The 26,650-nt window shown below is 68.2% G+C and carries 25 protein-coding genes and 1 pseudogene; 16 read left to right on the plus strand and 10 right to left on the minus strand.

All coding sequences use genetic code 11. From position 1 onward, the window contains the following. Window positions 1–100 precede the first annotated feature (100 nt). The 6 genes and pseudogenes from ROP_RS25175 (at window position 101) to asnB (ending at window position 4,582) form a co-directional block, all read left to right on the plus strand. A complete protein-coding gene (locus ROP_RS25175) occupies window positions 101–775 on the plus strand; it encodes a GOLPH3/VPS74 family protein (protein WP_015888822.1) in 675 nt (224 codons plus the stop codon). 302 nt (window positions 776–1,077) lie between these two features. After that, window positions 1,078–1,548 carry a DUF222 domain-containing protein gene (locus ROP_RS44305; protein WP_015888823.1) on the plus strand — a complete coding sequence of 157 codons (471 nt, stop codon included), beginning with the start codon at window positions 1,078–1,080 and terminating at the stop codon, window positions 1,546–1,548. Further along, window positions 1,545–1,844 carry a DUF222 domain-containing protein gene (locus ROP_RS44870; RefSeq protein ID WP_269454458.1) on the plus strand — a complete coding sequence of 100 codons (300 nt, stop codon included), beginning with the start codon at window positions 1,545–1,547 and terminating at the stop codon, window positions 1,842–1,844. Before ROP_RS44305 ends, ROP_RS44870 begins: the two co-directional genes overlap by 4 nt. Further along, window positions 1,763–2,041, plus strand: a pseudogene (locus ROP_RS44875) (DUF222 domain-containing protein); the annotation flags it as partial. The gene ROP_RS44870 and the pseudogene ROP_RS44875, both read left to right, overlap by 82 nt. Window positions 2,042–2,213: 172 nt before the next feature. Further along, the gene (locus tag ROP_RS44310; protein WP_231868977.1) at window positions 2,214–2,567 is read left to right on the plus strand and encodes a hypothetical protein; all 354 of its coding nucleotides are present in this window, start codon (window positions 2,214–2,216) and stop codon (window positions 2,565–2,567) included. 173 nt (window positions 2,568–2,740) lie between these two features. After that, complete coding sequence (gene asnB / locus ROP_RS25185; protein WP_015888826.1) at window positions 2,741–4,582, plus strand: asparagine synthase (glutamine-hydrolyzing); 1,842 nt, start codon at window positions 2,741–2,743, stop codon at window positions 4,580–4,582. Here the strand turns inward: asnB and ROP_RS25190 are convergent. After that, window positions 4,579–6,072: an acetyl-coenzyme A carboxylase carboxyl transferase subunits beta/alpha gene (locus ROP_RS25190; protein WP_015888827.1), complete on the minus strand. Its 1,494-nt coding sequence runs from the start codon at window positions 6,070–6,072 to the stop codon at window positions 4,579–4,581. The two genes, asnB and ROP_RS25190, sit on opposite strands and share 4 nt — an antisense overlap. Window positions 6,073–6,239: 167 nt before the next feature. Between ROP_RS25190 and ROP_RS25195 the strand changes: the two genes are divergently transcribed. Genes ROP_RS25195 through ROP_RS25210 form a run of 4 tightly spaced genes read left to right on the plus strand, consistent with a single transcriptional unit; the run spans window position 6,240 to window position 11,275 of the window. Further along, window positions 6,240–7,067 carry an FAD binding domain-containing protein gene (locus tag ROP_RS25195; protein ID WP_015888828.1) on the plus strand — a complete coding sequence of 276 codons (828 nt, stop codon included), beginning with the start codon at window positions 6,240–6,242 and terminating at the stop codon, window positions 7,065–7,067. Then, window positions 7,064–9,781, plus strand: a complete 2,718-nt coding sequence (locus ROP_RS25200) for a molybdopterin-dependent oxidoreductase (RefSeq protein ID WP_015888829.1) — start codon at window positions 7,064–7,066, stop codon at window positions 9,779–9,781. The genes ROP_RS25195 and ROP_RS25200 overlap by 4 nt, the downstream gene beginning before the upstream one ends. Before the next feature lie 17 nt (window positions 9,782–9,798). Continuing rightward, window positions 9,799–10,785, plus strand: coding sequence for an antibiotic biosynthesis monooxygenase (locus ROP_RS25205; protein ID WP_015888830.1), 987 nt, complete (start codon window positions 9,799–9,801; stop codon window positions 10,783–10,785). A gap of 22 nt (window positions 10,786–10,807) precedes the next feature. Then, window positions 10,808–11,275, plus strand: coding sequence for an SRPBCC family protein (locus tag ROP_RS25210; protein WP_015888831.1), 468 nt, complete (start codon window positions 10,808–10,810; stop codon window positions 11,273–11,275). Window positions 11,276–11,281: 6 nt separating this feature from the next. Here ROP_RS25210 and ROP_RS25215 read toward each other — a convergent pair whose 3' ends face one another. Continuing rightward, the gene (locus ROP_RS25215; protein WP_043826789.1) at window positions 11,282–14,464 is read right to left on the minus strand and encodes a multicopper oxidase family protein; all 3,183 of its coding nucleotides are present in this window, start codon (window positions 14,462–14,464) and stop codon (window positions 11,282–11,284) included. A gap of 224 nt (window positions 14,465–14,688) precedes the next feature. Here ROP_RS25215 and ROP_RS25220 point away from each other — a divergent pair, with 224 nt between their 5' ends. After that, complete coding sequence (locus ROP_RS25220; RefSeq protein WP_269454479.1) at window positions 14,689–15,507, plus strand: RNA-guided endonuclease InsQ/TnpB family protein; 819 nt, start codon at window positions 14,689–14,691, stop codon at window positions 15,505–15,507. Between the two features lie 13 nt (window positions 15,508–15,520). Here the strand turns inward: ROP_RS25220 and ROP_RS25225 are convergent, their stop codons facing one another. The 4 genes from ROP_RS25225 to ROP_RS25240 are packed head-to-tail and all read right to left on the minus strand — an operon-like array spanning window position 15,521 to window position 18,474. Then, window positions 15,521–16,714, minus strand: coding sequence for an ABC transporter permease (locus ROP_RS25225; protein WP_015888834.1), 1,194 nt, complete (start codon window positions 16,712–16,714; stop codon window positions 15,521–15,523). Then, on the minus strand, window positions 16,711–17,607 hold the full coding sequence (locus tag ROP_RS25230) for an ABC transporter ATP-binding protein (protein WP_015888835.1): 897 nt from the start codon (window positions 17,605–17,607) through the stop codon (window positions 16,711–16,713). Before ROP_RS25230 ends, ROP_RS25225 begins: the two co-directional genes overlap by 4 nt. A gap of 29 nt (window positions 17,608–17,636) precedes the next feature. After that, window positions 17,637–18,176 (minus strand): hypothetical protein, encoded by a 540-nt coding sequence (locus ROP_RS25235; RefSeq protein ID WP_015888836.1) that lies wholly within the window; start codon window positions 18,174–18,176, stop codon window positions 17,637–17,639. Continuing rightward, window positions 18,169–18,474, minus strand: coding sequence for a helix-turn-helix transcriptional regulator (locus ROP_RS25240; protein ID WP_015888837.1), 306 nt, complete (start codon window positions 18,472–18,474; stop codon window positions 18,169–18,171). Before ROP_RS25240 ends, ROP_RS25235 begins: the two co-directional genes overlap by 8 nt. Before the next feature lie 119 nt (window positions 18,475–18,593). On the opposite strand from ROP_RS25240, the gene ROP_RS25245 reads away from it, so the two are divergent. After that, on the plus strand, window positions 18,594–19,679 hold the full coding sequence (locus tag ROP_RS25245) for an esterase-like activity of phytase family protein (RefSeq protein ID WP_015888838.1): 1,086 nt from the start codon (window positions 18,594–18,596) through the stop codon (window positions 19,677–19,679). 93 nt (window positions 19,680–19,772) lie between these two features. Next, the gene (gene fdxA / locus ROP_RS25250; protein ID WP_005244047.1) at window positions 19,773–20,099 is read left to right on the plus strand and encodes a ferredoxin; all 327 of its coding nucleotides are present in this window, start codon (window positions 19,773–19,775) and stop codon (window positions 20,097–20,099) included. A gap of 17 nt (window positions 20,100–20,116) precedes the next feature. Here fdxA and ROP_RS25255 read toward each other — a convergent pair whose 3' ends face one another. Beyond that, window positions 20,117–21,757, minus strand: coding sequence for an ABC-F family ATP-binding cassette domain-containing protein (locus ROP_RS25255; RefSeq protein ID WP_015888839.1), 1,641 nt, complete (start codon window positions 21,755–21,757; stop codon window positions 20,117–20,119). 68 nt (window positions 21,758–21,825) lie between these two features. Then, a complete protein-coding gene (locus ROP_RS25260) occupies window positions 21,826–22,419 on the minus strand; it encodes a class I SAM-dependent methyltransferase (RefSeq protein WP_043825297.1) in 594 nt (197 codons plus the stop codon). Window positions 22,420–22,558: 139 nt separating this feature from the next. On the opposite strand from ROP_RS25260, the gene ROP_RS25265 reads away from it, so the two are divergent. Continuing rightward, complete coding sequence (locus tag ROP_RS25265) at window positions 22,559–23,407, plus strand: aldo/keto reductase (RefSeq protein WP_015888841.1); 849 nt, start codon at window positions 22,559–22,561, stop codon at window positions 23,405–23,407. A gap of 68 nt (window positions 23,408–23,475) precedes the next feature. On the opposite strand, the gene ROP_RS25270 is transcribed toward ROP_RS25265, so the two are convergent. Beyond that, complete coding sequence (locus tag ROP_RS25270; RefSeq protein ID WP_043826792.1) at window positions 23,476–23,916, minus strand: cupin domain-containing protein; 441 nt, start codon at window positions 23,914–23,916, stop codon at window positions 23,476–23,478. A gap of 151 nt (window positions 23,917–24,067) precedes the next feature. Here ROP_RS25270 and ROP_RS44880 point away from each other — a divergent pair, with 151 nt between their 5' ends. Then, window positions 24,068–24,196 carry a hypothetical protein gene (locus tag ROP_RS44880; protein WP_009478066.1) on the plus strand — a complete coding sequence of 43 codons (129 nt, stop codon included), beginning with the start codon at window positions 24,068–24,070 and terminating at the stop codon, window positions 24,194–24,196. Between the two features lie 4 nt (window positions 24,197–24,200). Beyond that, a complete protein-coding gene (locus ROP_RS25280) occupies window positions 24,201–24,572 on the plus strand; it encodes a hypothetical protein (protein ID WP_043826793.1) in 372 nt (123 codons plus the stop codon). Here the strand turns inward: ROP_RS25280 and ROP_RS25285 are convergent. Further along, window positions 24,532–26,628, minus strand: a complete 2,097-nt coding sequence (locus ROP_RS25285) for an MMPL family transporter (protein WP_015888844.1) — start codon at window positions 26,626–26,628, stop codon at window positions 24,532–24,534. The two genes, ROP_RS25280 and ROP_RS25285, sit on opposite strands and share 41 nt — an antisense overlap. Window positions 26,629–26,650: the final 22 nt, after the last annotated feature.

Consider the following 26,650-nt stretch of genomic DNA (forward strand, 5'->3'; position numbering starts at 1 on the left):
ATACTCGGAAACATTCCCCCATCACGGTAACCGGCAAACATTGCCCGGGGCGGCTGAACGGACACCGGACTTCGCCGCGACTCCGCCCTATCGTGGAGGCATGACGCTGCTCGCCGAAGACCTGCTGTTGCTGCTTCTCGATGACGCCTCCGGGAAACCCGTCGTCGACGGGACCCGGATGTCGCGCGTCCTCGCCGGCGCCGTCCTTCTCGAACTGGCCCTCGGTGACGTCGTCACCCCGGCCGAACCCGGCGAAAACGTGAAGAAGGGGCGTCTCGTCGTCCGCGACGGCGAGCGGCCGCAGGATTCACTGCTCACGCGGGCCGTCGACCTCATCGGTACGGCCAAGCCGATGAAACCGGAGACAGCGATCGAGAAACTCGCGAAGAACCTGCGCGAAGACGTCTCGAAGCGCATCGTCGACGCGGGGTGGGTTCGCGAGGAGAAGGGCAAGGTCCTCGGCCTCTTCCCCACCACGCGGTGGCCCGAGGTCGACGGCAGCCACGAACGCGCGCTGCGGTCTCAACTGAGCGCCGCACTCCTCGACGGGGTCGGCCCCACTCCGCGTACCGCCGCGCTCATCTCGCTCCTGTCCGCGGTCGACGCGGCCCCGAAGCTGTTCCCGGACGCCGATCGTCGCGCCGTGAAGAACCGGGCGAAGGAGATCGCCGAAGGCGACTGGGCAGGCAAGGCCGTGCGCAAATCCGTCGAGGCCGTCAACGCCGCCATCATCGTCGCCGCCACCGTTCCCGCCATCGTCGCGGGGAGTGGGTAGCGGTGACTCTCCCCAACTCAATGGATCCGCCGGTTCATTCGAGTGTCACAGTGCAGACCTCGATCTCGCGCCTGTGGACGGGGCTGTGATTCCGAGGGCTCAACTCAACCGCCGCGGACAGCGGTGACGCTGCAATCCTGGCGGCTCTGCTCGCCGCCGCACCGGCAACTGTGGGTCGTCGGTTGGTCGAACCACGAGTCGGCGCAATCTGGACACCGTGGAACACAGCGCCGTTCGCGTGGATCGGTGCGGTGAGGTCGAAATCCGGGTCTTGTGTGGTTGGGCGCGTGCCGATAGGACGCATGTTCGATACGGGGGTAGTCGATCGGGGGATTCACGAGACGGCCTGCTGTCTCGTCGACACGGAATCCGACGTGGGTCTGGTCGAGTTGATGACCGACCTGCATCGCAGTGAATCGGTAGTGGCCGAACGGAAGCTGGCGGTGATCGCGGAGCTGTTCGTGCGCCGCACTGCCGAGATCGAGTCCGACGGAGCTTGGACGTCGACCGCGCACGAAGTGGTCGAGGCCGAGATCGGTGCCGCACTCACCATGGGGCGAGCGGCTGCGGGCCGACTGATCGGCCTGGGAATGTCGCTGCGTACCCGGTTGCCTGCGACCCGCGAGGCCATGGCACGCGGCGACCTCGACATGTACCGGGTTCGCCTGATCGAGGACGCGACGGCAAACGTCACCGACGACTGCATCGGCGAGGTCGAACGTCAACTCCTCGAACAGGTTCTGGCCCCACCGCGGGCCGGTGGAACGGATTGACCGGCCGCAGGCTGACGAACGCCGCCAACCGCATCATCGCGAGGCTCGACCCGGCCGGGGTGCGCGCCAAGCGGGAGAAGGCGCAGGCGGACAGATTCGTCGGAGTCAGTGCTGCCGAGGACGGCATGTGCCGCATCCTCGGATCCGTCCCCGCCGCGCAGGGCAGGTGCAGGGCAGGGCATTCGACGCCCGATTGCGGGAACTGGCGAACACCGTGTGCCCGAAAGATCTTCGAACCTACGAACAGCGACGGGCCGACGGATTGTCCGCCCTCGTCGACGGTGCCGGGTACGTGAAATGCGAATGCGGGCAATCCGATTGCGGTCAGGACTCGCGCATCGTATCCACAGCGTGCAAGCCGCTCGTGCACCTGATCAGGCTCGGCTCCACACTCGCAGGCAGCGATGAACCGGCCTACCTCGACGGCTACGGAATCGTCGACGCCGCGCACGCGCGCGAGATCGAAGCCGACGCCGACGTCGAACCGGTGCGGCCGCCGAGCGTCGCCGGGGCGACCACGTACCGTCCCGGTACAGTTCTCGACACCTGGCTGCGGGTGCTGGCCGGCGGGTGCGAGGTTGCACTGCGATGTCGCGGCCTGGAACACGGACCTCGATCATCATCGGCCGTTCGATCACTCCGATCCCACCGCCGGAGGTCCGACGGTGGCCGGAAACCTGACCGCCTGCTGCCGAAATCATCACCGGCTCAAACGTTCCGGACACTGGCAGGTGGACGCCGAGGGCGGAATCGAGTTGACAGCACCCACCGGGCACCGATACCGACCGCGGTCGTCGGGCCTTCTCGGTGGCGGACGAGACGGTGTCGCTGGAGGTGGCCACCTCGCCGACGGAGGAGCCCGCCGCACCCACGAGCAGCACAAGGCTGCCCGGATCCGGGCCGAGCGCCGTCGCCGGCAGGCCCGCCTGGATGCGGCGCGGCGCCGGTCGCCCGGCGCGCGAGCACCTGACGCCTGCGCTACCGACGCCTGCGCTACCGGCGAACCCGCGCCGTTCTGACCGGCGGCGACTCCGGGCTCACCGCCTGTGCGCCGAAAAGAGTTACCGTGGAATATAGGTGGTTAGCAAGAGTAAAGAACTGTCAATGTGATTGCTACGGTTCGGGCTCGGTTCGCCGCCTCGCAACTGACCATGCGCCGAAGGAAGAGCGCCAGCGACAGCCGGAGGAACAAATGTGCGGAATCGCCGGATGGATCTCGTTCGACCGCGATCTACGCGTCGAACAGTCCACCGTGGATGCCATGGCGGAGACGATGAACTGCCGGGGGCCGGACGATCGCGGTACGTGGGTCGTCGAACATGCAGCTCTCGGGCACCGAAGGCTCGCGATCATCGATCTGCCCGGCGGGCATCAGCCGATGAGCGTGGACAGTCCCGGCGGGACCGTGGCGATGGTCTACTCGGGGGAGGTGTACAACTTCGGTGAATTGCGCGAGGAACTGTACGGGCGCGGGCACCGGTTTGCCACGAACTCCGACACCGAGGTGGTGCTCCACGGGTACCTGGAATGGGGCGAGGCCGTCGCCGAGCGACTCAACGGCATGTACGCGTTCGCCATCTGGGATTCGCGCACCGACACCCTGGTGATGATCCGTGACCGCATGGGCATCAAGCCGTTCTACTACTACGAGACTCCCGACGGTGTGCTGTTCGGTTCGGAACCCAAAGCGATTCTTGCCAATCCGATCGCCGAGCCGACCGTCACGATGGACGGGATCCGGGAGCTGTTCGCGTTCGTGAAGACGCCGGGCCACGCCGTGTGGGAGGGCATGCGTGAGGTGGAACCGGGCACGGTGGTCACCGTCTCGCGCACCGGACTCCGGACGCACCGGTACTGGACGCTGCAGACCCGCCCGCACACCGACGACCGGGACACGTCCGTCGCGCACGTCCGCGAACTCCTCGACGACATCGTGCGCAGGCAACTGGTCGCCGACGTGCCGCGCTGCACCCTGCTGTCCGGTGGTCTCGACTCCTCGGCGATGACGGGCATCGCCGCCGGGCAGCTCGCCCACGCGGGGGAGACGGTCCGCACCTTCGCCGTCGACTTCGTCGGGCAGACCGAACATTTCGTCGCCGACGAACTGCGGGGCACCCCGGACACCCCGTACGTGCACGACGTGGCCCGCAGGTCCGGGACCGCGCATCAGGACATCGTCCTCGACTCCGACGACCTCGCCGATCCCGCCGTGCGTGCGAAGGTCATCCGCGCTCGTGACATCCCCATGGGTCTCGGCGACATGGACGCGTCGCTGTACCTGCTGTTCAAGGCGATCCGGCAGCACTCCACCGTGGCACTGTCCGGTGAGTCGGCGGACGAGGTGTTCGGCGGCTACAAGCAGTTCTTCGACCCGAAGGCTCAGCAGGCGAACACCTTCCCGTGGCTCGTGCAGTTCGCCGAGCACTTCGGCGACGAGAGCAACATCTTCACCCCGGACGTCACGGCGGGGCTGCGCATGGACGACTACGTGCAGGATTCGTACGACGCAGCGATCTCCGGAATCGACCGGCTGGACGGTGAATCCGACTTCGAGTGGCGGATGCGCAAGATCTGCTACCTGCATCTGACGCGGTTCGTCCGGGTCCTTCTCGACCGTAAGGACCGCGCGAGCATGGCCGTCGGGCTCGAGGTGCGGGTGCCGTTCTGCGATCACCGGTTGGTCGAGTACGTGTTCAACACGCCGTGGTCGCTGAAGACGTTCGACGGCAAGGAGAAGTCGCTGCTGCGGGCCGCGACCAGCGATGTGCTGCCCCAGTCGGTGATCGACCGGGTGAAGTCGCCGTACCCGTCCACGCAGGACCCCAAGTACGCGGTGGCGTTGCAGCAGCACGGCAAGGAGTTGCTGAGCGACCCCGCGCACCCGGTGTTCGGCCTGGTCAGCGCGGACTGGCTGTCGCGAGCGGTGTCCGTCGACACCCCGCAGATCAGTCAGGTGTCGCGTCGCGGACTCGAGCGCACCCTCGACCTCGCGTTATGGATGGACATGTACAACCCGACGATCAAACTCTGCTAATCGAGGCCGAGGTTCCGGTAGCGAGCGAGTCGGGCCGCAAAGCGCTCGCTCTCCGGGGCCCCGGAGAGCGAGCGGAGTTCCCGGGAGATGGCCTCGCCGACCCGCTTGGAGAAGTCGACGGCCTCGTCGGCGGCGTCGGGGTGCTCGGGGATGATGGCGTCGATGACGCCGTCCCGCAGGAGGTCGAGGGAACGGATGCCCTGTGCGGCCGCCATCTCGGGGGCGTGGGTGGTGTCGCGGTGGACGATCGCGCTGGCACCTTCGGGAGGCAGCGGGGCCAGCCACCCGTTCTGTGCCGCGAGCACGCGGTCGGCGGGGAGGAACGCCAGCGCCCCGCCGCCCGTGCCCTGACCGAGCAGAACGGACACGGTCGGCGTCTTCAACGTCACGAGGTCGGAGATGCAGCGGGCGATCTCGGGGGCGAGACCGCGCTCCTCGGCCTCCTGCGACAGCGCGGCACCGAGCGTGTCGATCACCAGGACCAGGGGGATCTGCAACTCCTCGGCCAACCGCATGCCGCGGCGTGCCTCGCGGAGGGCGGCGGGACCCATCGTGTTCAGCGCGGACTGTCCGGCGCGGTCCTGGCCCAGCAGCACGCACGGCGCGCCGCGGAAACGGGCCAGCGACAGCAGCACCGTCCCCTCGGTCTCGCCCTGGCCGGTGCCGCTGAGGGGCACCTGCTCGGTGGCCGCGTGCCGCAGCAGGTGGCGGATGCCGGGCCGGTCGGCGCGCCGCGACAGCATCACCGACTGCCATGCGGGAACGTCGGGGATGTCGACGTCCGGCACCGGTTCGGTGGCGGCGGGTGGTGTCGGCGGATCGATCAACACCTTCAACGCTCGGTGCACGAGCCTGCGCAGGCGGGAGGCGGGGACGACGCCGTCGATGACGCCGTTGCGGTACAGGTTCTCGGACGTCTGCACGCCCTCGGGGAACTTCTCGCCGTACAGCGCCTCGTAGACGCGGGGCCCGAGGAACCCGACGAGCGCACCGGGTTCGGCCACCGTGATGTGCCCGAGGGAACCCCAGGATGCGAAGACGCCGCCGGTGGTCGGGTTCCGCAGGTACACCAGGTAGGGGAGGTGGGCGGCCTTGTGGGTGGCGACGGCGGCCGCGATCTTCACCATCTGCACGAAGGCGACGGTGCCCTCCTGCATGCGGGTGCCCCCCGACGTGGGCGAGGCCAGCAGGGGGAGACCCTCGCGGGTGGCGCGTTCGATGGCGGTGACGATCCGCTCGGCGGCGGCCACGCCGATCGAACCGGCGAGGAACGCGAACTCGCAGGCGATCACCGCAACCGGGCGGCCGCGGACGGTGCCGACCCCGGTGATCACCGATTCGTCGACGCCCGACTTCTCGGCGGCCTTCTGCAGGTCGGCGCGGTACTTCTCGTTCGGCCGAGCGTCGACGGGCGTGGTGTCCCAGGAGACGAAGCTGCCGGCGTCCAGTACCAACTCGAGCACGTCGTGGGCGGTGATCTTGGCGGCCATGGCCCTGAGAGTAGCGGTCGGGCCGGGCCGGCAGATGTCTGCTACGGCGGGTGACGTTCGGAACCCGGCAAACAGCGCCGAGACCCGTGCCGTGGTGTCTAGAGTCAGATGCGGTTGACGCAGGCCGGGTACGAGAACGACGACAGATTCCCGAGTGGAGCAGTTCTATGGACCTCAACACCATCACCGACGTCGTTCGGCGACCTCCCGACCGGCCGGGTTCGGAGTGGCGCGACGGCGACGCCTGGCTTGCCGGCGGCACGTGGTTGTTCTCCGAGCAGCAACCGCACCTGCGCCGGCTCGTCGATCTGACGACGCTCGGCTGGGATTCCCTGGTGCCGAGCGATGCGGGTCTCGAGATCGGCGCTACGTGCACGGTCCGTGACCTGTATGCCTTTGCGCCGCCTGCCGACTGGCTCGCGGGACGGCTGTTCGCCACGAGTTGTGAGGCGTTTCTGGCGTCGTTCAAGGTCTGGAATTCGGCGACGGTGGGCGGCAACATCTGCATGGCGCTGCCCGCGGGCCCGATGATCACGTTGGCCGTCGCACTCGAGGCGACGTACACACTGTGGGCGGCCGACGGTTCCGAGCGCACCGTGGACGCCGCCGAGTTCGTCACGGGCAACCACGAGAACATCCTCGCGCCGGGTGAGATCCTGCGGCGCATCGACATCCCGGTCGGCGCCCTACGCAAGCGGCACGCGCACCGCCGATTCACGCTGACACACCTGGGCCGGTCCACGCTGTTCATGATCGGCACCCAGACTCCCGGCACCGGCGACCTGCTGCTCACGATCACGGCGGGCACCACGCGTCCGATCCGATTCGCGTTCGATGCCGCGCCCGACGCCGGGACGCTGCAGGAGCGCATCGACGCGTTACCCGAGGACATGTGGTTCGACGACCCCAACGGCACCCCCGGCCACCGTCGTCACCTCGCGAAGCATTTCGCCGAGGAGATCCGGACCGAACTCGCGGCAGGAGGGCGGCGATGACGTACACCGTCAACGGCAGGACGTTCGACGAGGAGCCGAATCCGGGTCAGTGCCTGCGCACGTTCGTGCGTTCGCTCGGTCATCACGGCGTCAAGAAGGGTTGCGACGCAGGTGATTGCGGTGCCTGTACGGTGTGGCTCGACGGCGATCCGGTGCACAGTTGCATCACGCCCGCGTTCCGGGCCGAGGGACGTGAGGTGACCACCATCGAGGGCCTCGGTTCGCCGGACGATCTGCACCCGGTGCAGCGGCAGTTCCGGGATGCCCCCGGGTTCCAGTGCGGCTTCTGCACCGCGGGGATGATCATGACCTCGGCGACGTTCACCGACGCCCAGAAGCAGGACCTGCCCCGTGCGTTGAAGGGCAATCTGTGCCGCTGCACCGGGTACCGGGCGATCGAGGACGCGGTGAACGGAGTCGCCGCGATCGAGGTCGCCGAGCCGGGCCGGGCCGTCGGCACCAGCGTCGGGGCGCCCGCGGCCACCGACGTCGTCACGGGCCGCGCCCGATTCACGATGGACACGGAGATCGACGGCCTGCTGCACATGAAGGTGCTGCATTCGCCGCACGCCCATGCCCGCATCGTCTCGATCGACAAGTCGGCGGCGCTCGCCGTCCCCGGAGTGCACCGCGTGTACACGTGGGAGGACGTGCCCCGGAAGCTGTACACGACCGCGATCCACACCGATCACCTGGTCGACCCCGACGACACGTACATCCTCGACGACACGGTGCGCTTCGCCGGACAGCGGGTGGTCGCAGTGGTGGCGGACACGATCGGTGCCGCGGAGGAGGGCTGCCGCAGGGTGGTCGTCGAGTACGACGTGCTGCCCGCGGTGTTCGACCCGGAAGAGGCGATGGCCGACGGCGCACCGCAACTGCACGGTTCGGACGACCCGTTCGTCCAGGATCCCGTGCGCAACATCCTGCTCGAACTGCACGGTGAGGTCGGGGACGTCGAGGCCGGGTTCGCCGAGGCGGACGTGATCCACGAGGGCACGTACTTCACGCCGCGCGTGCAGCATGCGCATCTCGAGACGCACGGGTCGATCGCCTGGATGGAGGACGGCCGCCTGCACGTGCGCACCAGTTCGCAGTCGCCGTCGATCGCGAAGGTCAAGCTGGCGCACCTGTTCGATCTGCGTCCCGACCAGCTGCGGGTGTTCTGCGAGCGGGTCGGGGGCGCGTTCGGCGGCAAGCAGGAGGTGATCTCGGAAGATCTGGTCGCGCTGGCCACCCTCGACACGGGCAGGCCGGTCTGCCTCGAGTTCACCCGGGAAGAAGAGTTCACGACGGCGTCGCCGCGGCACCCGATGAAGCTGACGGTCAAGCTCGGTGCCCGGGCCGACGGGACGCTCACGGCGTTCCAGGTGCGCAACGTGTCGAACACGGGCGCGTACGGCAACCACGGGGGCGAGACGTTGTTCGCCGCGGGGGCCGCGATTTCGACGTACCGGTGCCTCAACAAGAAGTTCGACGCGTACTCCGTCTACACGAACACCGTGCCCAGCGGGGCGCTGCGCGGGTACGGCATGACGCAGCCCGCGTTCGCGGTGGAGTCCGCCATCCACGAACTGGCGGTCGCGCTCGGCATCGACCCCGTCGAGTTGCGGCGCCGCAACATCGTCCGCCCCGGCGACTCACTGGTGGCGATCGAGGACGGGCCCGACGACGTCGTGTTCGGGGAGGACGGGCTCGGGCAGTGCCTCGACCTCGTGGACGCCGCCTTGGCACGAACTGCGAACGGGCAGGTGCTGGGCGAGGATTGGCTCGTCGGCGTGGGCACCGCGTGCGGGCTGCACGAGACGGCGCCGCCGACCGAACACATCTCGGAGGCGTGGGCGACGCTCGGCGCCGACGGCGTGTACGAACTCGCCGTCGGCACCGTCGAATTCGGTGAGGGGACGTCGACGGCGCACGTGCAGATCGCGGCGACCCAGCTCGGCACGACGCCGTCGCGGGTGCGTCTCGTGCAGTCCGACACCGACCGCACGGGTTTCGACACGGGGGCGTTCGCCAGTGCGGGCCTCTTCGTCGCGGGCAACGCCGTGTCGCAGGCGTCGGAAGCGCTGCGCACCCGCATCCTGGCGTTCGCCGCCGCGCACACCGGGGTCGACGTCGCGTCCTGCTCGATGGACGACGACGGGGTGCTCTGCGACGGCACACGCGTGCCGTTGACCGAACTCCTCGACGCCGCCCGCCCCCGAGGCATCCGGTTCACCGAGGCGCGCAAGGCGTACGGGTCGCCGCGCAGCGTCGTCTCCAACGCCCACGGCTTCCGCATCGCCGTCCACCGGGTGACGGGCGAGATCCGCATCCTCTACAGCGTCCAGGCCACGGACGCCGGGGTGATCATCAACCCGGTGCAGGTGCGCGGCCAGATCGAGGGCGGCGTCGCCCAGGGCATCGGATTCGTGTTGACCGAGAACTTCCACGTCGACGACAAGGGCGTGATGACCAACCCCACCCTGCGCAACTACCGCATCCCCACCTTCGCCGACATTCCCCGAACCGAAGTGCTGCTGGTCGATTCGTCCGACTCCGTCGGGCCGATGCGCGCGAAGGGTATGGCGGAGTGCTGCATCAACCCGGTGGCGCCTGCGCTGGCCAACGCGCTGGAAGACGCGACGGGCGTGCGTTTCCGCGAGTTGCCGCTCACCCCCGAGCGCATCTACAGCCGCATCGGCGAGAGCCGATCGGTTCCGACGACCTGAGCCGGGAGGAGAGGGCGATGGACACCGAGAAACCCACCGAGAAGTTCACCGGCAACGCCGCGACGGTCATCATCGGCCAGAAGGTGCGTGCCGGGTCCGAGGAGGCCTTCGAGGCCTGGCAGCGGGACATGAACGCGGCCGCGTCCCGTTACCCCGGATTTCTGGGCGCCGAGATCTCCGCACCCACAGCCGTGCAACCCGACTGGGTGGTGGTCTACCGCTTCGACTCCGTCGCCCACGTGCAGGCGTGGATCAACAGCGCCACCCGGCAGGACCGCCTCGACGCCGGACAGCCGTACTTCGACGGCCCCGCCACCCAGCAGGTCATCACCGGTGGCGGCGTGCGGGAGGCGGATCCGCTCGTGACGGTCGTCGTGACGCACCGTGTCCGCCCGGAACACGTCGACGACTTCCTCGCGTGGCAGGACCGACTGCGACTGGAGGAGAGCAGGTTCGACGGCTTCCGCGGGAGCGAACTGTTCCGCCCCGTCGAAGGTGTCCAGGACGAGTGGACCGCGCTGTACCGCTACGACAACGCCGCCGACCTCGACGCGTGGCTCACCTCCGCGAAACGTCAGGAGTTGCTCGCGGAGGGGGAGAAGTTCCACGACTTCGAATTGCGCACCATCGACAACTCCTTCGGCAGCTGGTTCGCGTTCGACGAGAACGGCCGCGAGGCGCCGCCGCCGTCCGAGACCAAGACGTCGATCGCGGTGTGGGTCGGCCTCTATCCGACGGTCGTGATCCTCACCCTCGCGCTGTCGCCGCTGAAGATGCCGCTGTGGCTCGGTCTGCTCGTCGGAAACCTGCTGTCCAGCTTCATCATGAGCTTCGTGACGATGCCCTACTACGTGAACAGGCTGCTGGGGCACTGGCTACGGCCGGCCCCGGGCGTTCCCGAATCGAAGACGAACCTTCGAGGGCTCGCGGTCGTCTCCGGGGCTATGGTGTTCTGGGTCGTCGTCTTCTATTTGGTGACCACCCAGTTCTGGACCCTGCCCTGACACCGAGAGAAACGGGTGCCATATGTCAGCCTCGGAAATCCGAGTGAGCCGAAAGATCGACGCGCCCGCGAGCGCGGTGTGGAATGTCCTCACCGACCTGGACAACGCCGAGTCGGTTCTGAGCGGCGTGGAGAAGCTCGAGCGACTGGACTCGACGAAATACGAGGTCGGCACGCGGTGGCGTGAGACCCGGGTGCTGTTCGGCAAGTCGTCGTCCGAGGAGATGTGGGTCGCGGAGATCGATCCGGAGAAGCGCACGGTGGTGAAGGCCTCGTCCCGCGGCGCCGACTACACGACGGTGTTCACCCTGACGCCCGCCGGCGACGGCACCACCCTGACGTTTCACTTCTCGGCGGAAGCATCCGGCATGGGTGCGATTTCGCGGGTCCTGATGAAGGTGTTCGGCTCGTTCGCGCTGAAGGCCACCACCAAGATGATCCGGCAGGATCTCGACGACATCGCGGCCGCCGCCGAGAAGCGGACCGGCTGACCGCGCTTACCGGCCGCCGAGCGGCACGGGACCCATCGACGCGGGAAGCGTGGGAAGTGTGCCCAGCGGCAACGGCACCACCGTCGTGGACTGCGGGTCCGGGCGGCCCAGCCCGAACTTGCGGACCTCGGTGCCGCCCGGCCCGCCGCCGCTGACGAGCAGGTCTGCGCCCGTGGTGGTGCTGGTCGTGGCCACCTGCACACCGGTGCCGGGTGGGCCGCCGGCGAACGGCGCGAACGACGCGATCTGGGTGAAGGCGACGGCGCCGTCGGAGTGATGGTTCGGGCTCTCCAAGTACATGCGCGGTTCGCCGTCGAGGCGTGACCCGCTCGACCACACGCGGACCGTGCCGTCGCCTCCGAGCATGCCGGTGACGATGCTCTTCGCGCCGCCCTCGGCGCCGGCCACCCAGCCCGTCGCGAGGGAGACACCGCCGACGTAGTTCTCGTCGAACGCCAGGAACTCCGACGTCGTCCTCGGGCCACCGGTGTGGCCGGCGTGCTCGTCCGCGGTCCCGTCGGCCTCCGCCGCGGCGGTCGGCTCGAACAGGTCGTACCGGAACGTCTTCACCCGAGGTGCTTCTCCCGGTCCCGGGGCGGTGACGATGCTCGCCCGGCCCGACGCGGTGTCGACCAGGCCGGTGGCGACGGTGACCCCGGACTCCGAACCGGGGTAGGGGGTGAACGTCGAGAAGGTCTCGGGTGCCTCGCCCCGGTCCGCGGGCAGGGTGGACGAGAACACCTTCACCTGAGTTTCGGTGCCCGGTCCGGTGCCGACGATGATGTTGTCGGCCAGCGCGTTTCCGTCGATGTCCGCGCCCGCGACGGTCACGCCCCCGCGGAAGCCGGCGTCGAACGGGGCGAACCGGGCCAACTCGGCGGTGAACGGGCCCGAGCCGACGTCGTTGCCGTCGTACGCGACGACTTCCGGCGCCGCGCCGGCACCCGTACCGGCGACGAGATCGAGAATCATGTCGCCGTTGACGTCGGCCGTCGCCACCGTCGGGGCGCCCTCGAAGGAGGGGAACGGGGTGACGGCGGCGATCACCTTGTCGCCGTTGCCGTCGTGGACCTGCACGGTGGCGGGCGTGCCCGGGGTTCCCGGCACCGCCACGGCATACGTCGACACCTCCGGAATCACGTTGACGGTGGCCATCAGTCCGTTGTCCTCGTGGTTGAGGCGGTGGCAGTGGATCACGAAAGTGCCGGTGTACTCGGTGAATTTGGTGCGCAGCGTCACCGATGCGGGCTCCAGCGCGTTCTCGTTCGCGTCGGTGACGGGTGCGGGCACGTTGACGTTGTCCTCGCCCCACGGCTGCACCCCGGTCCTGGTGCCCGCGATCGGATCGACGATCTCCATCACTTGGAAGTCGTTGACGTGGATGTGCATCGGGTGCTCGTCGTTGTTGAGGTTCGTGATCGTCCATTCCTCGACCGAATTGAGGCGCGGCTGGATCAGCGGGATGTTCGGGAACGTGTTGTCGTCGAACTCGTACGTGAACGCCTTCGGGTCGCTGTTGCTGGCCTTCTCGTTGCCGAACCCGCCCGACACCGTGAGGGTGCGCATGACGTCGGGCGTCATCACCGACGTGTCCACGAAGGACGTGTAGGCGTCCAGATTCTGGCCGGGCTCGAACGGCGTGGTCCGGCCTTCGCCGCTGTCGGGTGTGACGCGGACGAGAGTTTGGGTGGGGAAGGTGAAGAAGCCGTCGGCGTAGCTGATGACCGACGGGTCGACGGTCACCGTGCCCAGTTCGGCCGGCGGATTGCCGGTGCCGTTGTTCGTGTAGAGCACGCCGGGATTGGTGACGGGCTTCGCCCCCTCCAGCGGCGGCATGTCGAGCACCAGATCGCCGGTGTCCGGCATCGTCACGGCGATCGCGTACCGCGACCCCGGCGGAATGACCAGCCGGGTGCCGTCACCGCCGACCGGCCGCTGCACCTGGGTGAACGGGTTGCCGTCCTGGCCGACGATCGAGAACTGGGGATGCTTGCCCGTCGCGGTCTCGGTGAGCCGCAGCGGCATGTACGCGAAGTCGCTGATGTTCGCCAGCACCCAGATCTCCGTCTGGCCCGGCTTCAGTTTCAGCTCCGGCTGGAACTGCCCGTTGATCGTGTACTGCACGTCGCGTTCGTTGTCCGGCAGCGACGGATCAGCGGGGACGGTGGTCGAATCACCGCGGAAACTCTGCAGATTGCCCGGCACGAACTGGTTCTGCCCGCGATGATTGGCCGGGGACAGCGGACCGGCATACCAGTTGGTGACGTACTGGGCGCCGTCCGTCGTCTCGGCGAAGTTCACCGGGGCGAGGCTCGGCGAGTACGTGCCGTCGGCCAGCTGTGATCCCTGCGGGGGTGTCAGCGTGCTCACGAACTGCGGCCAGTTCGGGTCGTTCAGCTGGTGTCCCTTGCCTTTGCGGTCGAAGACGAAGTTGTACTGCAGCGCCATGTCGCGGATGGGAACGTCGTTCTGTGTCACCAGGGGAAGGTTGCCGTCGGGACGCCCGATCTCCAGCAGTCCCGCGAGCCCCGCGTACGTCTGCTGCGCGGTCAGCGTGTGACGGTGACTGTGGTACCAGTACATGCCGTTCGGCATGTCCTTCGGCACCGCGTAGTCGTACACGTTGCCCATCCCGGCGGGGATGTCGAGCAGCACGTTGTCGGCGTTGCCGTCCGGACTCACGTGCAGACCGTGGGTGTGCAGGTTCAGCGGCGCGGACTCGAGGGCAGGCGGATAGACCGGGACGTCACCACCCGCCGGCGTGAACGCGGGGTCGTAGAAGTCCTCGATCGTCAGGCCCCGCAGATCGTTGTCGTAGTGGATGATCAGGCGCTCGCCCGGATCGACGCGCAACGTCGGCGCCGGATAGAGGTCGTCACCCGTGGTCGAGCCGTTCGAACTCCTGCCCTGCAGAACCTCGTATCCGAAGACCAGGAAATTGGAGACCGGTTCCGAGACGGTGTCGAGGTGGACGGTGCCCTGATGGGCGGACAGCCGGACCTCGAGCACCCCGTTCTCGCTCGACAGCTTGACCGGCTCCTCGTAGGCGACCGGGGAGCCGCCGGGGCCGGCGTTGCCACCGCCCGCGCTGCTCGGCTCGTCGGACGTGCACGCCGTCAGCGCCGACGTCATGGACACGACCACGGCGACGGCGATGGCGACGATCGGCTTCCTGCGACGGACGACCATGGTGTTCCCCGTTCCGAAACGGCAGCTGAGCAGCATCGATCGACGATTCGAAGACTACCCGGGGAACTTGGGCGGCCACCGGGATTCGCTACCAGATTGTGCGCCGGTCACGGTGGGGGTGAAGGCGTACGCGGGAGGACCCCTTCAGGTCCGAGCGTGTCCTGGCTGGACGGGCCGGTTCTGCTGCTTGATGTGCGCGATTTCAGATCACGGACGGCCGCAAGCTGCGGTTGCCGAAGATCGGGGACGTGGACGTGCGCTGGTCTCGGGAGTTGCCGTCCGAGCCGTCGAGTGTGACCGTGATCAAGGATGCGTCGGGTCGGTACTTCGCGTCGTTCGTGGTGGTGCTCGACGACGAACCGATGCCGGAGCTGGACACCGACGTCGGTCTCGATCTCGGATTGGCGACGTTCGTGGTTCTCTCGAACGGGAAGGTTGTCGACTCGCCGAAGTTCTTCCGCCGCGCCGAACGTCGGCTCCGTAAGGCGCAACAGAATCTGTCCCGCAAGCAGAAAGGGTCGAAGAACAGGGCCAAGGCCCGAATCACGGTGGCCCGGGCACACGCCAAGATCCGCGATGCCAGACTCGACTTTGCGCACAAGCGTTCCATGGCGATCATCCGCGAGAACCAAGCGGTGTACGTCGAGGACCTGTGCGTGAAAGGGCTGGCACGGACCAGGTTGGCGAAGTCGGTGCACGATGCCGGATGGTCCATGTTCACCCGATTGCTCGAGGAGAAGGCTACCCGGTACGGGCGGCACTTCTCGAGGGTCGATCGGTGGTTCCCGTCGTCGCAACTGTGCTCGGTGTGCGGGCGGATCGACGGCCTCAAGCCGCTGTCGGTGCGTTGGTGGACTTGCCCGTGCGGAGCCGAGCACGATCGGGATCTCAATGCAGCACGAAACATTCTCGCCGCCGGACGGGCGGAGAGGCTAAACGCCTGTGGAGCGCAGGTAAGACCGGAACGTGTTCCGGCGCAGCGCGGCGAAGCAGGAACCCACCGAGAGCGCCAATCGGCGCTGGTAGGAATCCCTGGCCTTTAAGCCGAGGAGGACGTCAACTTCCGAGCGCCTCCTTCCAGGACACGACCTTGCCGATCCGCAGGATCGAGCGCTGGTAGATCTTCGCGGCCAGCACACTGAGTGCGGCGGTCACCGCGAGCATCAGCGCGATGGTGACGACGACCTGCACCGGGGACGCCACGCCGGCGGCGATGCGTAGCGGCATCAGGATCGCCGAGAACGGCGGAATCCAGCTGAGGACGTTGCTCAGGGTGCCGTCCGGGTTGCTCACCGAGGAGAAGGCGCTGAAGAACATGATGACGATCAGGACCATCAGCGGCGACGCGGTGGCGTTGACATCCTCCTGCCGCGACACCATCGATCCGGCCGCGGCGTAGAGGACGGCGAAGAACGCGAATCCGAGCACGAACCAGCCGAGCGTTCCGGCCAGCACACCGAGCGCCGTGCCGGTCACGGTGAGCACGCCCGTCGCGAGTCCGGCGGCGACACCGGCGACCCCGTAGGCGGTCAGCTGGACGAGGCCGACCGCACCGATGCCGATCACCTTGCCCCAGAGCAGTTGCAGCGGTCGCAGCGTCGACAGGAGCAGTTCGACGACGCGGCTCGACTTCTCCTCGACCACACCCATCGCCACGTACATGCCGAACATCATGATCTGCATGTACAGCAGCACGACGACGGCGACGGAAAGGGCAACGCGCTGGCCCTTTTCGGGGTCGGGCGGGTCGAGTGCGTCGACGGTGACGACGGCCCGGCCGGTCGCTGCGGCGAGTTCCGCGGGATCGACACCCTGCGCGGCGAGGGCGCCGGCCTGGGCCTGCTGGATGACGGCCGCGTCGATCACGGTGCGAAGCCCGGAGCTCAACTCGGATTCGGTGACGGCCGTGACCGATCCGTCGGTGCCGGGAATCAGCGCGACGTCGAGGTCGCCGCTGCTCACCTCGTCCCGAGCGGCCTGTTCGCCGGCGGCCGGGACGACGTCGACCGGTGTCCCGGTCTGTTCGCCGGTGGCGACGAGAACCGGCGCGAGCGACTGGTCGCCGACGAGTCCGATGGTGGCCCGGTCTTCGTCGCCGCCCGAGAACAGCGAGTACGCGACGATGCCACCCACGATGGCCAGCAGGATGATCACGTTGCTGATGACGAAACTCTTCTTCGCCACCTGGGTCAGGAATTCGCGTCGGGCCACGAGGCCGATCGCGCGGGCGGGGCTCAGTGGGGCACTCATGCCGTGACCACCTCTCGGAACAGATCGGTCAGGGTGGGCCTGTGCAGCGAGAACTCGTGCACCGGACCGGTTTTCAGGGCGGTGTGCAGGACCAGCTGGTCGTCCACGTGGGCGTCCAGTGACAGCAGCGTGCGGCCGTCGAGATGACTGATCGTGGTGACCCCGTCGAGGTGATGGGCCCAGCCGACCGGCGCCTCCGGTGCGTGGACTTCCAGTTGGGCGTTGCCGCCGCCGCGCAGTTCGTCGACGGTGCCGATCGCACGCATCCGGCCGTGGCTGATGATCCCGACGCGGTGGCACAGGCGCTGCACGAGTTCGAGTTGATGGCTCGAGAAGATGACCGGCACTCCGGTGTTCGCCTTCTCGACCAGTACGTCGCTCATGACGTCGACGGCGACGGGATCGAGCCCGGAGAAGGGTTCGTCGAGAACGAGCACCGCGGGATCGTGGACGAGCGCGGCGGCCAACTGGACCCGCTGCTGGTTGCCGAGGGACAGCGCGTCGACGGTGTCGCCGACACGCTCCGCGATGCCGAGACGTTCGGTCCAGCGTTCGACGGCGTCCCGCGCCGCGGTGCGGGAGATGCCGTGCAGCTCGGCGAGGTAGGCGAGTTGCTTGCCCACCTTCATCTTCGGGTACAGCCCGCGTTCCTCCGGCATGTACCCGATGGTGCGGCGCACGTCCAGGTCGACCGGTTTGCCGCCGAGCCGGACCTCACCGGAATCGGCGGACAGGACGCCCAGCGCGATGCGCATGGTGGTGGTCTTGCCTGCGCCGTTGCTGCCGACGAAACCGAAGATCTCGCCGGGGCGGACCTCGAAGGACAGGTCGTCGAGTGCGACGACGTCGCCGTACCGTTTGGAGATGCCGTCGATCGTGAGGGTGTGAGACATGGGTCCTTCCCATCTGGAGGCGGATGTTCCTACGGGGTCAGGTCGTCGGGATCGGGGTCGGGTTGGGTCCAGCCGAGGATCATGGCGGGCGTGCAACCCCCGACCATCAGCGCGGTGACGACGAGCAGACCGGCGGCGTACGGCACGTTGCCGTGATCGACGTCCAGTGCGCCGACGAAGATCAGGTACAGCGCCGGAAGGAGCGTCAGCAGCTGGGTGACGGTGAGTCCGATCGAGCGGGCACTGTTGCGCTGCTGGATCTCCCACTCGTCGAGAGCGTCGCGCGGTGCGTCCCCCTGCCGTCCGGACACGATCTGGAGCATCGTCCACAGCGGGAAGAACAACAGGCAGGCGGGCAGCCACAGCAGCGGCCCGACGACCATGTCGAAGTGGCACACGACGCCGACGGCGGTCATGAACACGAACGTGATCGCGAGGGCGACCACCAGGATTCGCCGGCGGCTGCGTGTCCGCCAGCCCGGTAGCCAGGTGCGGTAACGGCTTTCGTTCTGGAGGAATCTGCGTGTTCGGAACCCCTGATACCGCTCGATCAGAGTGGGTTCAGTCATGGGAACTCTCCCCGCTTCCTGCCGTGGACGGCGGTCGGTGGGTGCGGTACAGCTCGGTCGACAACGGGCCGAACTCGGTGCGCGAGAATATGGCTTCCACCGGAAGTTCGAACACCCAGGAGATGCGGAACGCCAGGTCGAGGCTGGGGTAGTGGTCGCCCCGTTCGAGTGCGCCGACGGTCTGGGGATTGACGTCGATGAGTCCCGCCAGCTGAGCCCGGCTCATCCCGCGCTCGGCGCGCAGGACGCCGATGCGGTTGTAGATGGGGAGGGAGTCCCCGCGCCGTACTGGGCTCATGCAACAAAGTGTTGTGAAAACCCAACAGTTTGTCAACCGTGTGCAACGGGGGTGTCGTCTCCCGGAGGGCGGGAGATGCGCCTGTCGTCCCCGGCATCGCGGCCCTACGTTCGGCAGTCATGGTCATCGCAAGGGTTCTCGTCGGCGCGGCACTTCCGCTGGCGTTCGTCGGTCCCGGTTTCGGTTCGGTCGATTTCGGTTCCACCGCACCGCCGTCACCGGTCCCGCACATCACCTACGTCAATTCGGTGGGGATGCCCGACACCGAGCGATACGCCGGCGAGGTGATCGGCGGCCTGTCCGGGATCGACTACGACCCGGCCCGGGATCGGTACGTGGTGATCAGCGACAACCGTGGTGAGCAGGGGCCGGTGCGGCTGTACACCCTCGCCCTGCCGATCGAGGGCGGCGCCGCGTCCGGGCCGGTGTTCGACGGCATGACGGTGCTCCGCGACGCCGACGGAAACCCGTACGCGCCCGGGGCGTCGGACACCGAATCGGTGCGGTGGAATCCCGGAACGGGCGGCTACCTCTACGCCAGCGAGGGCGCGGCCAGGGCCGGCGTCGGCGGCTTCATCCGGGAGGCGAGCGCGGATGGCGCCTTCCTGCGGGACCTGCCCCTTCCCGAGGCGTACCGTCCCGTGCTCGGCGCGGACGGCGTGATCGTCTCCGGAATCCGCGACAACCTCGGGTTCGAATCGATGACGGTGTCGCCGAACGGCGCGGTCGTGTCCGCGATGACCGAGAACGCGCTGGCCCAGGACGGCCCGGCGGCGAATTCGCAGGGGCCCACACCCGCCAGGCTGCTGAGACTCGATCGGGCCGGCGGCGCCGCAGTCGGCGAATGGCAGTATCCGGCCGACGCGGTGCCGACGGGAGCGATTCCGGAGGCGACGGGCGTCTCCGAGATCCTCGCGGTCGACGACCGTTCCTACCTCGTGCTGGAACGGACGATGATCCCCGGCAGCGGCTTCACCGGAAAGCTCTACCTGGCGGGCATCGACGGCGGCGGCGACGGCCGGATGAGCAAACAACTCGTGTTCGACTTCGCCGACGTGATGCAGGACTCGGACTGTGTCGAAGGGATCACCTGGGGTCCGGCACTGCCGGACGGATCGCGATCCCTCGTGGTGGCGACGGACAACAACTTCGGCCGCGCCGGGAAGACCACCTTCCATCTCCTCGCCGTCGACGCCGCACCCTGAGCCGATTGACCGCAGACAGGTTGACCTCGGGAAATAGAGTGGCAGAGTGGAGGCGATTCGCGCAGGACGGCAGGAAAGGACAGGATTACTGACGTGACGTACACCATCGCGGAGCCCTGTGTCGACGTTCTGGACAAGGCTTGCATCGAAGAATGTCCTGTCGACTGCATCTACGAAGGCGGTCGGATGCTCTACATCCACCCCGACGAATGCGTCGACTGCGGTGCCTGTGAGCCCGTCTGCCCCGTCGAGGCCATCTTCTACGAGGACGACGTCCCGGACCAGTGGGTCGAGTACACCAAGGCGAACGCCGACTTCTTCGACGACCTGGGGTCGCCCGGTGGCGCCGCGAAGCTCGGGAAGGTCGACTACGACCCGCCGTTCGTCAAGGCGCTGCCGCCCATGGCCGAGGGCGACTGACCCACTTCCGGAACCGGCTACTCCTCGGACAGCCGGCCGCCGTCCATCCGCCAGCGGCGTGTGCTGCGCGTCGAGTCCAGCATCCGCCGGTCGTGGGTGACGAGGAGCAGCGTGCCGTCGAAGTTCTCCATCGCCTGCTCGAGCTGTTCGATCGCGGGAAGGTCCAGGTGGTTGGTCGGCTCGTCGAGGACCAGCAGGTTCACGCCCCGCGCCTGGAGCAGGGCCAGGGCGGCGCGGGTGCGTTCGCCGGGCGACAGCGACGCCGCGGGCCGCAGCACGTGGTGTCCCTTGAGCCCGAACTTCGCGAGCAGCGTCCGCACGTCGGCATCCGGCCAGTCCGGGACCTGCGCCGCGAACGCGTCCGCCACCTTCTCGGCGCCCTCGAACAGGCCGCGGGCCTGATCGATCTCGCCGATCGCCACACCCGAACCGAGTGAGGCGGTGCCCGCGTCGAGGGCGATCTTGCCGAGCAGAACGTTCAGCAGGGTCGTCTTCCCCGAGCCGTTGGCGCCGGTGACGATGATCCGGTCACCCCAATCCACCTGAGTGGTGACCGGGCCGAACGTGAATTCGCGGTCGCCGCCCCACGCCACCGTGGCACCGTTCGCAATCGCCACGACCGATCCGCTGCGCGGGGCGGCGGCGATCTCCATCCGCAGTTCCCACTCCTTGCGCGGCTCCTCGACCACCTCGAGGCGTTCGATCCGGCGTTGCGTCTGCCGGGCCTTCGCGGCCTGCTTCTCCGTCGACTCGGTGCGCAGCCCCTTGCCGATCTTGTCGTTGTCCTTCGCCTTGCGGCGGGCGTTGCGGACGCCGTGCTCCATCCAGTTCCGTTGCATCTGCGCACGGTCCTCGAGGTCGGAGCGGGTTCCGGCGTACTCCTCGTACGCCTCCCGGGCATGCCTGCGCGCGATCTCCCGTTCGGCGAGGTACGAGTCGTAGCTGCCGTCGTAGACCGCGATCTGCTGTTGCGCGAGGTCGAGTTCCACGATGCCGGTCACGGTGCGCGCCAGGAACTCTCGATCGTGACTCACCACCACCATGGCGGTCCGGCTCTCGGCGACGAAGCGCTCGAGCTGTTCGAGACCCACCAGGTCGAGGTCGTTGGTCGGCTCGTCGAGCAGCAGCACGTCGTAGCGGGACAGCAGCAGCGACGCCAGTCCGGCGCGCGCCGCCTGCCCACCGGACAGCGACGTCATATGCGCGTCGAGCGGCACCCCGAGCCCGAGTTCGCTCACGACCTTCTCCGCGCGCTCGGCGAGGTCGGCGCCGCCCAGCGCCAGCCAGCGTTCCAGGGCGGGGGAGTACAGGTCCTCGTCCGACTCGCCGAGCGTTTCGGCGGCCGCGTTCATGGCGTGCTCGGCCTCGGTGACGCCGGTCCTGCGGCCCAGGAAATCGAGCACGGTCTCGCCGGCGATCCGGTCGGGTTCCTGGGCGAGGTAGCCGACGGCGGCGTCGGGCGGGCTCAGCACCACACTGCCCTCGACGTCCGCCGACCCGACCCCCGCGAGCGTGGTCAGCAGCGTCGACTTACCGGCGCCGTTCGCCCCCACGAGGCCGGTCACGTCGCCCGGTGCGACCGTCAGGTCGAGGCCGGAGAACAGGGTGCGCTCACCGCGCGAAGCCGACAGTCCGCTGATGCGCAGTGTTGCAGTCACCTGAGGATTGTCCCAGCACCCGTGAGTACTTGTTAACCGCGGGCGGTTGACAAGTACTCACGGGTGCATCAGCGCTTGACGAGCCGGAACCAGCGGGGGTCGGCCTTCTTGAGCGGTCCCGGCATGCCGGTCGTGTCGGCGTCGACGTCCGACACGAGCTTCCACTTCTCGAACACCCGCTCCACGTCGGAGCGGGACACCCCCCGCGGCAGCGGGCCGCGATGTCCCGGCCCGAACGCGAACATCAGCAGCGTGGCGTGCGGTTCGGTCACGGTCGTGACGTTCTCGGCGTACGCGACCCGCGCGTGATCGCTGAGCCCGTGGTAGCACCCCACGTCCAGGATCAGGTGGTACCCGCGACCGACGGCGTGCTCGAGGTCGGTGGCGTCCGCGTGCATGAAACGCACGTCGACACCCGCCTTCCGTGCCTTGGACCGCGCCTTGTCGAGGGCCAGCTGGACGGTGTCGATGCCCGTCACCTGCCACCCCCGCCGCGCCATCTCGATGGCGTGGTCACCGGTGCCGCATCCGATGTCGAGGACCTCTCCCGGCGGTGCGTCGAAGGGGTCGATCAACGTCTCGATCTGGTTCCCGAAGACCCGGCCCGCCTTCACCCAGGGCGTGATCTTGAACCGATAGGCCAATGTGTATCCGAGGCCCATGTCCGTCCCTTTCACCGGGCGCGTCACCACCTGAACGCCGATGCCGTCGGATTACCCGGTGATACCGAAACGACACGCGAAAGTCCACATTCTGAGACGGTGGGGAACATCCGGTCCGGATGCCCGGTTGGACAGTCTCATGGGTTTCAACAATGCACAGAGTCCTGTACCTACGGTCACGCTCAACGACGGGAACAGCATTCCTGCCCTCGGCTTCGGCGTGTGGCAGGTGCCGGACGACGAGAGCCACGCCGCGGTCACCGAGGCACTGAAGGCCGGGTACCGCAGCATCGACACCGCCAAGGTCTACGAGAACGAGACCGGAGTGGGCCGCGCGCTCGCGGACTCCGGCATCGCCCGCGACGAGTTGTTCGTCACCACCAAGCTGTGGAACGACGACCAGGGCTACGACTCCACGCTCCGCGCGTTCGACGACAGCCTGAGCCGGCTCGGCCTCGACTACGTCGACCTGTACCTCATCCACTGGCCGGTGCCGTCCGCGGACCGTTACGTGGACACGTTCAAGGCGTTCCAGAAGATCAAGGCCGACGGGCGGGCGCGGTCGATCGGTGTCTCCAACTTCACCCCGGAGACCCTCGACCGTCTGATCGCCGAGACCGGTGAGGTGCCCGCGCTCAACCAGGTGGAGCTGCATCCGCGGTTCAACCAGGCCGACCTGCGTGCCTTCCACACCGGCAAGGGCATCGCGACCGAGGCGTGGAGCCCGCTGGGGCAGGGCACCGTCCTCGAGGACGAGTCGATCGCGAAGATCGCTGCTGCGCACGGTAAGACGACCGCGCAGGTGATCATCCGCTGGCACCTGCAGATCGGCAACGTCGTCATCCCCAAGTCGGTGACGCCGGAGCGCATCGCCGCCAACTTCGACGTCTTCGACTTCGAACTGACCCCCGACGAGATCAACACGGTCGGTTCGCTGACCCGCGCCGACGGCCGGATCGGACCCGACCCGGACACTCTGGGCGCGTAGGCGGCTCCGCCGCTCGTGCGCCTTTCTGGTTGCTGCAGCTACCGGAAAGGCGCACGGGCGCGAAGCGCCTACAGCTGGAAGTCCGCGAAATCGAAGCCCGGGGTGACGACGCAACTGACGAGGGTCGGTTCGTCGCCCTCGGGTTTCGCGCGCTGCCAGTGCCGCGGCGGGACGAGCAGTTGCGGTTGCTGGCCCGCCGCGACGTCTGCGCCGAGGACCGACGCTTTCGGTTCCGCGGGTTCGCTTCCGTCCCCGCCGAGTTCGAGCCGAAGGGGGCTGCCCCGGTGGTACAACCAGATCTCGGCGCCGCGCACGCTGTGCCATGCCGACTGCTGCCCGGGCATCAGCAGGAACAGGATCGCGGTGCCTGCCGACCGCGGTCCCGGATAGTCGTCCGGCAGGCTCCCTTCCGGGATGGTGACGTCACTGCGCCACGTCTCGCGGTACCAGCCGCCTTCGGGATGCGGCGCGAGGTCGAGGGTGCGGGCCCACTCCGGTAATTCCGTCATGGCCGTCATTCTGCCGCCCGGCGCCGCGTCCGGGGGTGGGGTTGCACCACCCCTAAGGGGTCTTATCTCGGAGGCTCGGAGCAGCGAGAGTCGTAGGTGTTCAGAAAGCGGGGGCACGACATCCCGCACACCAGCGACGACAGGAGACAACATGCTCGGAATCATGCTCGGATTGGGCGGAGCCGCAATCGGACTCGGAATCGGCGTCATGGCCCTCGGGGTCGGCCTTCTCCTCAGTGACGCGACGATCAAGCACGATGTCGGCGAACTCCCGGACTGACTCCGTGTGGGTCGACACCTCTCGGGGGCGGGTGCGGGCGCGAACAGCGGCCCGTACCCGCCACCCGTTGGCGTGGTTTCACTCCGTTCTGACTCGCAAACGCGGGGTCGCCGTGCAGGCGCCGCCTGCCAGTGCGAGCGAGGTGCTCGACCGCCTCGCCGAGATGCCGGTCAGCGTCTGGACCTACGGTTTCGATCACGAGTCGGTGCGGCACCTGGGGCCGATGGCGCAGGATTTCGCCACCGCATTCGGTCTCGGTTCCAACGACCGTCGCATCGCGATGGTGGATGCGAACGGGGTGTGCATGGTGAGCATCCAGGCCCTCTACCGGCGGGTCATCGCGCTCGAAGAGGAAGTCGCTCGCCTGCGGCCGTAGTGTCCGGTGCCGCACCCCGACGTCCCGGCCGCCACCAGTTGGCGTCGCCCAGCAGGTACATCGTCGACGGAACCAGCACCATCCGCACGATCGTCGCGTCGATGAGGACCGCGGTCGCGAGGCCGACGCCCATCATTTTCACCGTGACGTCCCCGTCGAGCGCGAACCCGGCGAACACCGCGACCATGATCGCCGCCGCGCTGGTGATCACCCGTCCGGTCGACGCCAGTCCCTCGACGACGCTCCGGTGCGAGTCGCCCGTGTCGAGCCAGCGTTCCCGGACCCGCGAGAGCAGGAACACCTCGTAGTCCATCGACAGTCCGAACAGGATGGTGAACATCAGGATCGGCACCCAACTCGACACCGGGAGCGCATGGGGGAGGCCGAGCAGCTGTGCGCCCCAGCCCCATTGGAACACCATCACCATGACGCCGTAGGCCGCGGCCACCGACAGCAGGTTCATGACGGCCGCCTTCACCGCGACCACCGGCGCGCGGAACACGAACGTGAGCAGCACGACCGACAGCGCGACGACGAACGCGATCACCAGCCACAGCCGTTCGGCGAGACGGGCCGAGATGTCGGCGAACGTCGCGGTGAGTCCGGTGACGTGGATGCCGTCGGCGGCGTCGGACCGGATCCGTTCGAGCAGTTCGGTGCTGCGGGGATCGCTGGGCCCGGTGGTCGGCTGCACCGAGATCAGCGCGGCCGTCGAATCGGCGTTCGTCAGGACGGGCGTCACGGACGCCACCCCGGGTTCGGCCGCGAGGTTCTGCGCGATCGACGGAAGCTCGGCTGCCGGAACCCTGTTCAGGTCGACCGCCACCATCAGCGGTCCGTTGGCGCCGGGCCCGAACTCGGAGTCGATCAGGTCGTAGGCCTGACGGATCGTGTTGGCGGCCGGTGCGCTGCCCGCGTCCTGCGGCCACGTCCGCATGCCCAGAACCGGCGCGGCCAGCAGCAGCAGAACCCCGAGCGCCGTCAGAGCCCACAGCCACGGGCGGCGGCTCACCCGGATCGCCCACCGCTCGGTCAGCGGCGACGTGGTGCGACGTTCGGCCCGGGCGCGGGACCGCTTGCCGAGCAGCCGCGTGCCCGCCAGCCCGCACAGAGCGGGCACCAGGGTGACGGAGGTGAGCATGACGATGCCGACCATCGCGAACGTGGCGTAGCCGAACGACGCGTACATCGGCAGCCCGGACAGTCGCAGTCCGAACAGGGAGACGAGGACGGTGGTGCCGGCGAAGACGACGGACGCGCCGGCGGTGGAGTTGGCAGCCGCGACGGCGTCCCGGACCGGCGTCCCGGACCGTAGGCCCTCGGTGTAGCGGGTGACGAGCAGCAGCGCGTAGTCGATTCCGACGCCGATGCCGACCATCGTCGCGATGGTCGGGGCGATGGTGCTGATGCTGGTGAACCCGGCCATGATCGTGATGAGGCCCGACCCGATCCCGACGCCGACGAGCGCCACGGCCAGGGGCAGTCCGGCGGCCACCACGGAACCGAACGCGAACACCAGGATGATCAGCGCCAGGATCATTCCCACCGCCTCGGCGGTCCCCGACGGCTTGGAGATGTTCTCGGGCACCTGCCCGCCCAGTTCCACCTGCATCCCCTGCGCGCGGGTGTCGGCGACCGCGGCGTCGAGGGCGTCGACGCCCTCGCTGCCGTGGAAGTCCGTGACCGGGATGCGGTAGTTGAGGCTGATCACGGCCGTGTCGGAATCCTGGGACAGGCGGGGCGGCGACACGGCACTCACCCCGTTCACCTCCGCCAGCCTGCTGCCGAGGTCGGTGAGCACCGCGGGGGCGAGCGGGCCGGAGTCGGAGTGCACGACTACCCGGGCGTCCGCCCCCGACATCTCCGGGAACCGTTCGCTCAGCAGATTCGTCCCCTCCTGCGAGGGCAGACCGGGCACGTTGTAGTCGTCGTGGTTGGTGCCGCCGAACGCGGATGCGGTGGCGAACACCAGGACGAGCAGCGTCAGCCACGTGGCGATCACCCGCCAGGGACGGGTCGCGGCGGCCGCGCCGAGGCGCGCGAGCAGGGAACTCATGGGGTGCCTCCGGAAGCAGGGG

This window comes from Rhodococcus opacus B4 (assembly GCF_000010805.1).
Taxonomy (GTDB): Bacteria; Actinomycetota; Actinomycetes; order Mycobacteriales; family Mycobacteriaceae; genus Rhodococcus_F; species Rhodococcus_F opacus_C.